The following is a 12,721-nucleotide window of genomic DNA, read 5'->3' on the forward strand; positions in this document are numbered from 1 at the left end:
CGTCAACGAATTGTGTCAGAGGCACCGGTATCACTGTTCGACGCTACCTTGTCGGCCAGCATTCCCACCAGCACATCCGATTGCGAAATAATCCCCGTCAGCTTCTGATTGGCATCTACGACCGGTAAGTAGTGCAGACCCTGCTCGGCGAAGATAATGATGGCATCCTCGATTGCCGTCGTCGGCGAGATCGTCTGTACCGGAGACGTCATGATATCCTTGACCGTATCGTTGGGTGCCTGTTTGCCTGTTGCAATCAGACGCAGCCTTTGGAGGAAGCCGATGCGCGGACGGCCATGGGTCCACGTGGCCTTGTCGAGAAAGTCCGTCTGCGTGACGATGCCCACTACTTCCGCCACATCATTCGTCACCGGCAACGCTTTGATATGGTGGTTGCGCATCAGGCTATAGGCGTTCTTCAGCGAATCGTCCGGCGCTACACCGATGACGTCGCGCGACATGATATTGGCGCAGTCGAGATGGGTGGCGCGCCGACGATAGGAGCGGAGTTCAGTGCGGCGCAGAATCGTTTCGAGATCGTCACGGTCGATGTCGAGAACCTGGTCGAATTCCTTCAGCACGTCATCCAGGTCGGCAGAGGAAAAGCCAATCCGCTCGACGGGCGCTGGATCCTTCGTTCCATGACCTGCCGCTTGCGGACGGATGGCATGGGGGTAGGGCCGTCCAGTGAAATTGTTATAGACCACCGCAAGCGCCAGGAGAGCCACCGAATTGCCCAGCACCGGCCAGACAATGAACCCATAGCCGAGGTCGTGGATCGCTGGACCACCCAGAACGGCGGTGAGCGCGACGGCCCCGCTCGGCGGGTGGAGGCATCGCAGGGTGATCATCGCAGCGATCGAAACGGCAATTGCCAAAGCGGCAGCAAGGAAAGGCTGTGGCACGAGAAGGCCGATGGTGACGCCGATGACTGCGGCAACGGTGTTTCCGCCAAGGATCGACCAGGGCTGCGCAAGCGGGCTGGAGGGAACGGCGAAGAGCAAGACGGCCGAGGCGCCCATGGGCGCGATCAGGGCGGGCAGCGCCAGACCCGCGTCGATGGCGATGTATCCGATCAGGCCTGTGACCAGAATGCCGATCCATGCGCCTGCGGCTGCGCGTAAGCGCTCCTTGTAGCTGACGGGCGTTGCCTCTGGCACGACGAACCGCAACAGGTTTTTCATAGTCTTTCCAAATACAGATGGCCTTTAGAGGCGGCTTCTATGCGGGAATGAAAATCCTGTCATGGGTCGATGTGTTCAGGACTCACATGTTCATGACAGATTTTATGCCGTCGACCACGAACTGGACGGAGAGCGCTGCGAGCAGCACGCCGAGCAGGCGCGTGAGAATGGCGCGGCCGGTATTGCCCAGGAAGCGGTCCAGTCGATCGGCTGCAAGTAGTGCGGCGAAGACGATCAGCATGCTGAAGGCAAGCAGCAATATGAAGAGAGCTTTATCGAAGCCCGTCTCCATCGTGCCGGAAATCAGCACAGTCGCAGAAATCGCGCCTGGACCGGCGATGAGAGGCAATGCCAATGGAAACACGGCGATGTTCTGGATGTGATCCTGAGTGACCGCGACTTCGGACGTCTTCTCCTTGCGCTCCTGACGCTTCTCAAAAATCATCTCGAAGGAAATCCAGAAGAGCAAAAGGCCACCGGATATCCGGAACGCGCCAAGCGATATGCCAAGCAGTTCGAGGATAGACGCGCCGAAAAGCGCGAACATGGCGAGAATGCCAAAACCGATCAGCGAACCGCGCAAGGCGACCTGGCCGCGCTGAGCGCGGGTCATGCCGATGGTCAGCGCCAGAAAGACCGGCGCCAGTCCAGGAGGGTCGAGCGTGACGAGCATCGTCGTCAGGGCATTGATAAAGATTTCTGCGCTTGCCATACCGTCCCCGTTCTTATGCCGCCCCCGTTGGTGGCGTTCACAGGTATCTGGCGACCTGTTTTGCGATGATGTTAGGCAAGAGGGAGCACTATTGGAACCCCGTGCTCCGGCTTTTGCCCTGACGCCTGCAGAAAACTGTGTATCGTCTTGTAAATGACGTAAAAGACTGTTCAAAACCGGCGCAGAAATTGGCGTGCGGACGCCGTTTCCGCTATAAAAATCCATCCGATTCTTAACAGAGAATGTGATCCGTTTTGACTGACCAGAGCCCCCCAGGCGGCGGAAAGCTTCCGCCAGGCATTGAACCAATTTCCATCATGGAGGAAATGCAGCGGTCGTATCTCGATTACGCCATGAGCGTTATCGTTTCGCGAGCGCTGCCGGATGTCCGTGACGGGTTGAAGCCAGTTCATCGCCGTATTCTTTATGGCATGTCCGAACTCGGCATCGACTGGAATAAAAAATACGTCAAATGCGCCCGTGTCACCGGTGACGTGATGGGTAAATACCATCCGCACGGTAACGCTGCGATTTATGATGCCTTGGCACGTATGGCGCAGGATTGGTCCTTGCGCCTGCCGCTGATCGACGGTCAGGGTAACTTCGGCTCGATCGATGGCGATCCGCCGGCAGCCGAACGCTACACCGAATGCCGCCTGCAGAAGGCCGCGCATTCCCTGCTCGACGATCTGGACAAGGAAACCGTCGATTTCCGCGAGAACTATGACGGCACCTTGCATGAGCCAGTCGTGGTGCCTGCGAAGTTCCCGAACCTTCTGGTCAACGGGGCAGGCGGCATTGCTGTCGGCATGGCGACGAACATTCCACCACATAACCTTTCCGAGGTGATCGAGGGCTGCATCGCGCTGATCGACAGGCCGGAAATCGAATTGCCGGAACTGATGCAGATCATTCCAGGCCCGGACTTCCCGACTGGCGCGTTCATCATGGGCCGCTCCGGCATTCGCTCGGCCTACGAGACCGGTCGTGGCTCCGTCATCATGCGCGGACGCGCCACCATCGAGCCGATGCGTGGCGACCGCGAGCAGATCATCATCACCGAAGTTCCCTTCCAGGTGAACAAGGCGTCGATGATCGAGAAGATGGCCGAGCTGGTCAAGGAAAAGCGCATCGAAGGCATTTCCGACCTGCGCGACGAATCCGACCGTCAGGGCTACCGCGTCGTCGTTGAACTGAAGCGTGATGCCAATGCGGAAGTGATCCTCAACCAGCTTTATCGCTACACGCCGCTGCAGACCTCCTTTGGCTGCAACATGGTGGCACTGAACGGCGGCAAGCCGGAGCAGATGACGCTGCTCGACATGCTGCGTGCCTTCGTCTCTTTCCGTGAAGATGTCGTCAGCCGCCGCACCAAGTACCTGCTTCGCAAGGCGCGCGATCGTGCGCATGTGTTGGTGGGTCTCGCCATCGCTGTTGCCAACATCGATGAAGTCATTCGCGTGATCCGTCAGGCGCCGGACCCAGCCTCTGCCCGTGAAGAGCTGATGACGCGTCGTTGGCCTGCGACCGAAGTGGAAAGCCTGATCCTGCTGATCGACGATCCGCGTCACCGCATCAACGAGGACGGCACCTATAATCTGTCGGAAGAGCAGGCCCGCGCCATCCTTGAACTGCGTCTGGCACGCCTGACTGCTCTCGGACGCGATGAAATCGGTGACGAGCTGAACAAGATCGGTGCCGAGATCAGCGAATATCTCGATATCCTTTCCTCGCGCATCCGCATCCAGCAGATCGTCAAGGACGAGCTTGCCGCCATCCGCGAAGAATTCGGCACGCCGCGCCGCTCGGAGATCATCGAGGGCGGCCCGGACATGGACGATGAAGACCTCATCGCCCGTGAAGACATGGTCGTGACCGTGTCGCATCTGGGCTACATCAAGCGCGTGCCGTTGACGACCTATAAGGCGCAGCGTCGCGGCGGCAAGGGTCGCTCCGGCATGGCAACGCGTGACGAGGACTTCGTCAATCGGCTCTTCGTTGCCAATACCCACACGCCGGTTCTGTTCTTCTCCTCGCGTGGCATCGTCTACAAGGAGAAGGTCTGGCGTCTGCCGATTGGCACGCCGCAGTCCAAGGGCAAGGCGCTGATCAACATGCTTCCGCTGGAAGCAGGTGAGCGCATCACCACGATCATGCCGCTGCCTGAAGACGAGACGACGTGGGAAAAGCTCGACGTGATGTTCTCCACCACACGTGGAACGGTTCGTCGCAACAAGCTCTCCGACTTCGTTCAGGTCAACCGCAACGGCAAGATTGCGATGAAGCTGGACGAGGAGGGCGATGAAATCCTCTCCGTCGAGACCTGTACCGACCGTGACGACGTGCTGCTGACAACAGCGCTTGGCCAGTGCATCCGCTTCCCGGTCGACGACGTGCGCGTCTTTGCAGGCCGCAACTCCGTCGGCGTGCGTGGCATCAATATGGGTGAGGGCGACCGGATCATTTCGATGACCATTGTCGGCAGCAGTGATGCCGAGCCTTGGGAGCGCGCAGCCTATCTCAAGCGGTCCGCAGCAGAGCGCCGTGCCGCCGGTGTCGATGAAGAAGACATCGCACTTGTGGGCGAAGAAGTAACGGAAGAGGGCGAACTGAGCGAAGCCCGCTATCAGGAACTCAAGAGCCGCGAGCAGTTCGTTCTGACTGTCTCCGAGAAGGGTTACGGCAAGCGTTCGTCGTCCTACGATTTCCGCACTTCAGGACGTGGGGGCAAGGGTATCCGCGCCACCGATACGTCGAAGACCACGGAAATCGGCGCACTTGTTGCGGCCTTCCCCGTCGAAGATACCGACCAGATCATGCTGGTATCCGATGGTGGTCAGCTGATCCGCGTACCCGTCAACGGTATTCGTATCGCCAGCCGCGCGACCAAGGGCGTCACCATCTTCTCCACTGCCAAGGATGAGAAGGTTGTCTCCGTCGAGCGCATCAACGAGCCGGAAGGCGAAGATGAAGTCGAGGCGCTGATCGAAGGCGCTGAGGATCTGACCAGTGGCGATGCGGCTCCTGCGTCCGACACGGACGGTTCTGCCGAGTAAGCTGTGGGGTGTGGCGCCAGCCGCCACATCCTTTTTCAAACGGTCGCTCTAGGATCGAACCCGTAAATGAAAAAACCCTGCGAAACGAAGGTTTCGCAGGGTTTCTTTTTGAGTTGAGCCGCCGTTTCTCAACGAAGACGGAGATGCACAGGCGCCCGGCCGGATGGTCCATCGATATGAAGATGGATCTTGGCCTCAGGCTGGTTGCTGCGCCAGGCACGTGCGCCATGGCAAAGCAGAAGATTGACCAGATCGCGGGTCTTATGCCGGGATCTGTTGAGCCCAATGTCGGCAATTTTCATTGCCGCTTCGTGGATTGGATGAAGCACCGACGCCGACTGGCTTCTGCCTTTGGGGGCGATGTCCAAGTAGTTTTCATTGATTGCCATCTGTAAAGCCTCGCTACTCAATACAATTCGAGGAGTGGGCAGGCCGTGTTTTACAAAACGCGACGGCCTGTCCTGGAACAGTCTGTTGGCCTACTGGAGCGAAGCCCAGCAGCTGACACCTTTCTTCTTCAGAGCATTGCATGCATTGACTGCATCATTCTGACCGTTGAAGCCGCCGAAACGGGCGCGGTACATCTGGGCGCCGTCCTTGGTGAAGGCGACCGTAAATGGCTTGGCGGTACGCAGTGCATTGCCGCCCTTATCCTGCGCAGCCTGAAGCAGGTTGCGCGCGGAATTCTCGTCCGGGGAGGCGCCGATCTGGATCACCCAACCTGCGCCGGCAGACGGTGCGGCTGCGCTGGACGGCGACGTGGAGGCGGTCACGATGTTGTCGACCTTGGTGGAGTTGGTCACCACGGAACGATCCGGCTTCATGCTGACGGGAGGAATAGGCTTTACCGGAGCGCGCGGACGTGTTGCGACATCCATGGCAGCAACAGCTGCATTGGCCTGCGCCGGCGCGAATGCGGAGACCGGGGCCTCGTCGCCGTAACGCTGCTGCGGAACAGGACCGGCATTCGGAAGACCGGAGGTGGGTGTGGTAGCGGCCACGACAGCGACGGGTTCTTCGATCGGCGCCGAAGGCGTTGCTGCAATCAGGTTGCTGTTTCCGCCACGCGAGGCTTTCGGCAGATATTCCGCAACCAGCTTGCGCATGGTGGCGTCACGAGCGGCGCTCGAACGGCCACCGAGAACGACAGCAACGATAGAGCGGCCATCGAGCTGCGCCGAGGTTGCGAGGTTGCTACCGGCCGCACGGGTGTAACCGGTCTTGATGCCATCAACGCCGCGAACCGTACCGACCAAACGATTGTGGTTGCCGATCACCTGCTTACCGAAGGTGAAGGTGCGGGTATTGAAGTAACCATAATATTGCGGGAAGTGCTGGCGCAGCGCGACGCCAAGACGAGCTTGATCGCGGGCCGTCGTCATCTGCGCGGTATTGGGAAGGCCGTTGGCATTGCGATAGGTGGTGCGTGTCATGCCAAGAGCACGAGCCTTTGCCGTCATCATCCGTGCGAAACGCTCTTCCGAACCGCCCAGATGCTCACCGAGTGCCGTTGCCATATCGTTGGCGGAACGGGTGACGAGGGCGAGAATGGCCTGTTCGACGGTGACTGAACCACCGGCGCGCACGCCAAGCTTGGACGGAGGCTCCTTGGCGGCGTTCGCCGAAACCGGAACTTTGGAGTCGAGGGTGATGCGCCCGGCGCTCAACGCTTCGAAAGTGAGGTAAAGCGTCATCATCTTCGTCAACGAAGCGGGATAGCGCAGGCCATCAGGATCTTCACCGTAGAGCACCTTACCCGTTTTGGCATCGATGACGATGCCAGCATATTTCGGGTCTGCCTTCGCCACTTGCGTAGCGGAAACGGTGGTTGTCGCCACGGCTGCTGCAAACAGCAGAGCCTTCACAAAAGAGGTCGCGCCTACTGCGCGACCAAGCGCCTCAGATAGTTTTTTCAACACTGTTGAACTCTTCAATCGCATGCCACAGATCCGTCCGACACGCCCCGCCAGACAATTTCACGTTTCGAAATTTAGGTGAATGACGTTACCAAGTGGTTTATGAATCGTATTCGCGAACCATAAAATGCGGCATTTCCGGCATTCGCCTTTTTCAAACAGAGTGAATCTTTTCAGAATCTTAGCGCCACGTGCGATCGCTCTCGAGAGCCAAGGGAAATGTCAGGCGTGTGCGTCACTATTGAATCGCCCGCGTGCCGCTGCTACCTGATGCTGAAATCAAAGGACGAAGAATGGCCTCTCGCGATCGATACTCCCGGAAACTCGAATGCTCGCGCTGCGGGCATAGCGGATTTGCCGAAGCGTCTGAGATAGATGAAAAAGATTCTGCTCACGTGGATTTTCGTATTGATGAAATGCCCCGTGGTTTCAGAGCAGAGCGTCCTTCGACGAACCCGGCGGATTACATGATCCGTTGTGCTCAGTGCGGCAATATTTTTCGCTTTCAGCAGAAGACAGCTTACGCGCCCGGAGGCGAGCCTCGCGACAGGAGGGCCTGAGTTGATCTTCATCCTTATAGAAGACCTTGCCCAAGGAGTTCGATGTGAGTCTCGACGCGCAGAGTGAAAAAAGTGAGCCGCCGCGCAAGCCGCTCTGGCCATGGCTTCTACTGCTCGTGCTGACGCTGCTTGCCATCTATGGGTATCATTGGTTTACCCAGATGGTTGATGATCTGATCGTCAACATGCCGACGGCCATTGTCGAACTGCTGGACCAGCTTCTTGGCGAGGAGTCCCGTCGCGATCGTCCTTTACGGGACCAAAACTGGCGGGTCGTCGCACCGTCCCCCTGATGAGGGCACAAAAAAGCCCCGCAAATTGGCGGGGCAGGTTGTTCGCTCGGGGAAAGTTGGGCAATGCCCGGGAGCGATGGTGGAAAGCTAACGCTGAAAGAGGGCGCCTGCGAGGTCATATCGCGGCTCATCGGTACGCTTGCCCAAAAAATGTCAGTAAGCGCGACCTATTTCCCAAAAAGAAACCCGCACGAGGCGGGTTGTCAGTCGAGAGGGGAACTAGAGACTGGGAGTCTCAGCCAAATAACGGGGGGCCGCCAAAAAAGTTGCGATAGAAAACAGATTTTCATTGAATGATCGCGTCGCATAGAAGATGGTGCGCTTCCATCCGGGCAGGCGCCTCGCTTAAGGCAGCGAAGAAAAAAGCCCCACCTTCTAGGCGGGGCGAGGTGTTACCTGATTGGCTCTCAGGACTTGGGAGCTCCCCTGAAATAAGAGGAACGATGACTGGATTAGCGCGGCGGCAGTCGCTGCGAAAGGTCAATGCGCCGGAGATCGGTACGCTGCCTCAAAAGAATTGACCGGACATGTTTTGTCGGCGTCGGTAGAGGTCTTGCTATGGGCTTCAGCATTCATCGCGTGTTCAGAGCTTCTATGGCAGATTGATCCTGCGTTGACTGGCAAGCTTCTGTGCCAGTTCACCTGGAGATTTCTGCCATGAAGAAAGTTATGCTTTCGATCCTTGCTGCTGTGCTGACGACTGGAACTCTGTTCGCCAGCGTTCAGACGGCTTCCGCGCAATATTACGACGGGCCTTATCGCTACGAACGCCGCGGCCCTCCGCCTCCGCCATATCGCGACCCTCCACGCAGGCATCGCCATAATGATACGGGCGCCGTCATTGCCGGCGGCATTGCAGCCGGTCTTCTTGGTGGCATCATCAGCGGCGCTATCGCCAATGACAGCGGTCCGCGCTACGTCGAGCCTCCGCCACCACCGCCACCCCGCTGCTGGTTGGAAGATCGCCGGGTGCCAAACTCTTATGATGGTGGTTGGCATATGGAGAGTTGCCGGGTCTGCCAGTGACCTGAAGCATCGTCCACGCAAAACTGTGCTGCGGTTTTTTGATAATGACCTGCGATAAAGCAAAGAGCTAAGAGCAGGAAGCAAATCTGAAAGATCGCGACATTCCTTGAATTTATCAAAGAAAAAGCCGGCTGAAACGCCGGCTTTTTTGCATCGATCTGACAGGAGGAGAACGGTTTACGCGCTTGCTCGAACTTCTTCAGAACTCTTTGGATCAGCGCGGTCCGACAGTTTCTCCAACTCGTTCAAGAGTTTTCCAGGCAGGCATGGTTTCTGGCAAAAAGCAGAAGCCTCGTAACGTTGCGCCAGTTGCCGGCCATCAGCATGGCCGGAATGGAAAACGAAAGGGATATTGCGTTCGGACAGGACGTCTGCGACGGGGAACACTTCGCCATCGATCAGGCGCACATCGAGGACTGCGCAGGTTGGCGTGTGATCCTTGAGATAGAGCGATGATTGCTCGATGCTGGCAAAAGGCCCTGCGACGTCCCATCCAGCCTCTTCAAAGGTCATTTGGAGGTCCAGGGCAACGAAGATTTCGTCTTCAACGATGAGTACCGATTTGCGTGTCATTTAATACCGAACGTGGCAGAGTCAGAATGTGGTGGAGTTCGGAGCCTTCGAGCTTGGTGTCAATCGCGCCTCCCAATTGCCGTGCGGCGCTTGACAGCAGAAGAGTCCCAAATCCTTTTTCCCCGAATGCTACAACGGGCTTTCCTATTGTTTCGTTCCATAGCAGATAAATATTTTCGTTATCTTCGTTCCAGCTCACATTCAGCTTGCCCTGGCTTTGGCCGAGGGCTCCGTATTTCAGCGCGTTCGTCGACCATTCATGCAGGATGAGAGTCAACGGCGTGATGCATTTTGCAGGAATCGGTAGGGATCCTTGCGAGATTTTTATGCCGCCCTTCTGCTCATAGGGTGCAAGGATTGTCTTGACCAGTTCGGCAATCTCGACCGGACCAGTGCGCTTCTGGTTCGATGCAAGCGAATGGGCGTTGCCCAGCGCCAGAATGCGGCCTTCGACATCTGCAACCAGGCTTTGCACCGTGTCATGCTTTCGTGCCGCCATGCGCAGAATGCCGCCGATCATGGCGAAGAGGTTCTTCACCCGGTGATTCATCTCGTTCAACATCAGCTCGCGCGTTTCGGCAAGCCGATACTCGGCCGTCACATCGACGGTGACACCGATGATCCGCGGGGAATCCGTATCGCCGACATAACGTCCGAACACCTTGATCCAGCAAGACCCTTGCGCGGAGGCAAGTTCGGTCGTCAGGTCGAAACCGCCATGGTCTTTTTCGGCTTGCTGGAGGGCTTCGAGCACCTGGATCCGATCATCTTGCCGGATTTTCGCAAGGAAATCTTGCTTGCTGAGGTGGTCGCTCTGTGCTTGCAGCAACTCCCTTGTGGACCCACCGAGAAGAAACTCCTGCCGTTCCGGCAGATACTCCCACACGCCGATTCCTGCCGCTTCGACGGCAAGCTCATGCCGGTTCTGCTCTCGCTGCAACTGGGTTTCGACGCTGACCGCATGCGAGATGTCGGTCATGACAATGGTTGCGCCGGTGATGGTGCCATCCGTGGTTTTGTAGGGCAGGATTCTGAGCGTGAATGTCTTTCGCGTTTCTTCGTGCCAGACGGTATCCTGGTAATCCACGCCTTCGTCCATGACATGACGGACATGATCGAGATAGTCCGGGGTCAAGAGGCGCGTGGTGACATCCGAAATCGGGCGACCGCGATCAGATGCCTGCAGCGGGAAGATTTCGGTGGCCGCGCGTGTGAAGGACCGCACACGCAGGTTTCGGTCCAAAACGATGATGGCGAGGTTGGTGGAATCGAAGAAGTTACGAAGATCGGTATTGGCGATCGTCAGCTGCTCGATCTTGTTTTTCAGCTCGTCATTGACCGTGGTGAGCTCTTCGTTCGTCGACTGAAGCTCTTCGTTCATCGACATCATTTCTTCGTTGGAGCTCTTCAGTTCCTCATTGGCTGTCTCAAGCTCTTCGGTTGCGGAGCGAAGGCGATGCTTGGCCGAACGCAATTCGCGCTCGAGGGCTTCGACATGCCCGTTGCTTGGTTCAAGGCTGATAAGGTCGCTTTCTTCCAGCGGCGTGAACTGCCCGGCATCCTGAAACACCAGGAGGAACCTGTCGTCGTCCACCGGATCACAGATGATGTCTGTCGTCAGCGAGCCAAATTCTGTGATGACCTCAACCTTGCTGGATATGACACGCTTCTTCGCTGAATGGGCTTGACGCAGCAGAGGTCCGATCTGCTCCTTGACTCCGGGACGGGCAAGCGAGGCAGCGCTGGTCTCGTTGGAGCGGGACACCGGAAAATCGAAAAAGCGGCTCAGCTTGCCGAAGGCTGCCATGATCTGACCCTCCTGGTCCAGAAGCATGCTGGCAGGCACGTATCTTTCAAGCAGACGCGACACGACGGTTTCGTCGTCGCTTCTGGCTGCGTCATGCTGAACATCGGAGCCGCCCGGTCGGCGACCCTGATCCTGGCGTCCTCCGGGAAGCGGAATGGGATAAGTCGGAAGACCCGGCAGTCTTTCGAAAAGCCGCGCCTTCTGGTCGATGCTAGCGAAAACCGTCTCGAACCGACCAACGCTTTCGGAGGGACCAAGGAAGAGAAACCCGCCCGGTCGCAACGCATAGTGGAAGAGCGGCATGATCGTCTTCTGCAGCTTGTCATCAAAATAAATGAGCAGGTTGCGGCAGGAGATCAGGTCGATCTTCGAAAAGGGCGGATCCTTTACAAGGCTGTGACCGGAGAAACGGATCATGTCCCGAATCTGGCCGACGAAGTTGAAGCGGTCCTTGTGCGGAATAATGTAGCGCTCGTGCAACGCGGCTGGAATGTCGGCCAGTGCGGCATTCGGATAAGAGCCAGACCGGGCGATCTGCAGCATGCTCTCATCGATATCGGTCGCGAAGATTTGGACATCGCATAGAATCTGTAACTCGCGGGCTGCTTCGGCAAACAGCATGGCGATGGAATAGGCCTCTTCGCCACTCGAACAGCCGGGCACCCAGACGCGCACGCCTCCGTCGCGTGCTTCCTGGCTTTGGAGGAGAGGCCGGATCGCCCGATCGCGCAGAACGTCGAAAAACTCCCGGTCGCGGAAAAATCGCGTGACGTTGATCAGCAGATCGCGAAACAGCGCTTCGCATTCATCCTGATCGCGTTGCAGCCGGTGTAGATATTCCCTCGCGCGTTCGATGCCGAGAACATGCATTCTGCGTTCGATACGGCGAACGAAGGTGGTCTTCTTGTAGCCGGAAAAATCGTGCCCGACTGAGCTTCTCAGCGTCTTGCACAACTCGTCTATATGATCCTCGACCAGCGAAGGCTGCTCATCGGCAAGCACCTTTGTGCGCCGGAAGAAGAAGCCGGCGATGCAGGCAAGAATCTTGTCAGGCGGCTGGATGAAATCCACGAGGCCGGTGCCAGCGGCAGCAAGCGGCATGCCGTCATATTTTGCCGTTTCCGGCTCCTGGGCGACGCACAGGCCGCCATTTTCCTTGACCGCGCGAAGACCTGTGGAGCCGTCCGCGCCCGTGCCGGACAGAATGACGCAGGCGGCATTGCCGTTCTGGTCATTGGCAAGCGAGACGAAAAAGTCGTCGATCGGGCGACGCAATCCGCGGGGCTGAGCGAAATTCGTCAGCTCGAGCGTTCCGTTGGAAATCGACAGACCGTGTCCCGGCGGAATGATAAAGACGGTGTCCGGCTGGATACGCTCTCCGCCCTGACATTGTTTCACGGAAAGTGCCGTGTGCCTTCCGATCAATTCTGCCAGCATGCTTTCATGGTGCGGATCGAGATGCTGCACGACGACAAAGGCGAGGCCGGTCGGGACTTCAGCAGAGCTGAACATCTCGCGAAGAGCCTCCAGTCCTCCTGCAGATGATCCGATGCCGACGACGGGCACATCCTGGGCTTCTGCACGTTGGTCCAAA

10 protein-coding genes are annotated in these 12,721 nt (G+C 57.7%); 4 read left to right on the forward strand and 6 right to left on the reverse strand.

The genetic code is table 11. From position 1 onward, the window contains the following. Nucleotides 1-2: 2 nt before the first annotated feature. Together ACTJK5_RS05070 and ACTJK5_RS05075 are read right to left on the reverse strand one after the other, a co-directional pair. A complete protein-coding gene (locus tag ACTJK5_RS05070; RefSeq protein ID WP_112358320.1) occupies nt 3-1,184 on the reverse strand; it encodes a CBS domain-containing protein in 1,182 nt (393 codons plus the stop codon). Nucleotides 1,185-1,266: 82 nt separating this feature from the next. Then, nucleotides 1,267-1,896, reverse strand: coding sequence for a MarC family protein (locus ACTJK5_RS05075; RefSeq protein ID WP_062437434.1), 630 nt, complete (start codon nt 1,894-1,896; stop codon nt 1,267-1,269). Between the two features lie 254 nt (nt 1,897-2,150). Here ACTJK5_RS05075 and gyrA point away from each other — a divergent pair, with 254 nt between their 5' ends. Continuing rightward, the gene (gyrA, locus tag ACTJK5_RS05080) at nt 2,151-4,952 is read left to right on the forward strand and encodes a DNA gyrase subunit A (RefSeq protein WP_111850733.1); all 2,802 of its coding nucleotides are present in this window, start codon (nt 2,151-2,153) and stop codon (nt 4,950-4,952) included. Nucleotides 4,953-5,080: 128 nt separating this feature from the next. Here the strand turns inward: gyrA and ACTJK5_RS05085 are convergent, their stop codons facing one another. Next, entirely contained in the window at nt 5,081-5,341 is a 261-nt protein-coding gene (locus ACTJK5_RS05085) for a hypothetical protein (protein ID WP_062427349.1), read from the reverse strand. 90 nt (nt 5,342-5,431) lie between these two features. Next, the gene (locus ACTJK5_RS05090) at nt 5,432-6,892 is read right to left on the reverse strand and encodes a D-alanyl-D-alanine carboxypeptidase (RefSeq protein ID WP_113265775.1); all 1,461 of its coding nucleotides are present in this window, start codon (nt 6,890-6,892) and stop codon (nt 5,432-5,434) included. Nucleotides 6,893-7,161: 269 nt separating this feature from the next. On the opposite strand from ACTJK5_RS05090, the gene ACTJK5_RS05095 reads away from it, so the two are divergent. From ACTJK5_RS05095 to ACTJK5_RS05105, 3 genes are all read left to right on the forward strand, one after another. Next, nucleotides 7,162-7,428: a hypothetical protein gene (locus ACTJK5_RS05095; protein WP_440611941.1), complete on the forward strand. Its 267-nt coding sequence runs from the start codon at nt 7,162-7,164 to the stop codon at nt 7,426-7,428. Nucleotides 7,429-7,472: 44 nt separating this feature from the next. After that, nucleotides 7,473-7,721, forward strand: coding sequence for a hypothetical protein (locus ACTJK5_RS05100; protein WP_440611942.1), 249 nt, complete (start codon nt 7,473-7,475; stop codon nt 7,719-7,721). A gap of 657 nt (nt 7,722-8,378) precedes the next feature. Continuing rightward, complete coding sequence (locus tag ACTJK5_RS05105; RefSeq protein WP_440611943.1) at nt 8,379-8,747, forward strand: hypothetical protein; 369 nt, start codon at nt 8,379-8,381, stop codon at nt 8,745-8,747. A 177-nt stretch (nt 8,748-8,924) separates the two neighbouring features. Here the strand turns inward: ACTJK5_RS05105 and ACTJK5_RS05110 are convergent, their stop codons facing one another. Then, nucleotides 8,925-9,320: a response regulator gene (locus ACTJK5_RS05110; protein WP_062598408.1), complete on the reverse strand. Its 396-nt coding sequence runs from the start codon at nt 9,318-9,320 to the stop codon at nt 8,925-8,927. Further along, on the reverse strand, nt 9,292-12,720 hold the full coding sequence (locus ACTJK5_RS05115) for a CheR family methyltransferase (RefSeq protein ID WP_440611944.1): 3,429 nt from the start codon (nt 12,718-12,720) through the stop codon (nt 9,292-9,294). Before ACTJK5_RS05115 ends, ACTJK5_RS05110 begins: the two co-directional genes overlap by 29 nt. Nucleotide 12,721 lies beyond the last annotated feature (1 nt).

The organism is Agrobacterium sp. 22094 (assembly GCF_052046015.1).
Taxonomy (GTDB): domain Bacteria; phylum Pseudomonadota; class Alphaproteobacteria; order Rhizobiales; family Rhizobiaceae; genus Agrobacterium; species Agrobacterium cavarae.

Bases quoted from the DNA above. Each gene is read 5' to 3' on its own strand.
- ACTJK5_RS05085 (WP_062427349.1), bottom strand. From the start codon at position 5,341: ATGGCAATCAATGAAAACTACTTGGACATCGCCCCCAAAGGCAGAAGC.
- ACTJK5_RS05105 (WP_440611943.1), top strand. From the start codon at position 8,379: ATGAAGAAAGTTATGCTTTCGATCCTTGCTGCTGTGCTGACGACTGGA.
- ACTJK5_RS05075 (WP_062437434.1), bottom strand. From the start codon at position 1,896: ATGGCAAGCGCAGAAATCTTTATCAATGCCCTGACGACGATGCTCGTC.
- ACTJK5_RS05095 (WP_440611941.1), top strand. From the start codon at position 7,162: ATGGCCTCTCGCGATCGATACTCCCGGAAACTCGAATGCTCGCGCTGC.
- ACTJK5_RS05070 (WP_112358320.1), bottom strand. From the start codon at position 1,184: ATGAAAAACCTGTTGCGGTTCGTCGTGCCAGAGGCAACGCCCGTCAGC.
- ACTJK5_RS05110 (WP_062598408.1), bottom strand. From the start codon at position 9,320: ATGACACGCAAATCGGTACTCATCGTTGAAGACGAAATCTTCGTTGCC.
- ACTJK5_RS05090 (WP_113265775.1), bottom strand. From the start codon at position 6,892: ATGCGATTGAAGAGTTCAACAGTGTTGAAAAAACTATCTGAGGCGCTT.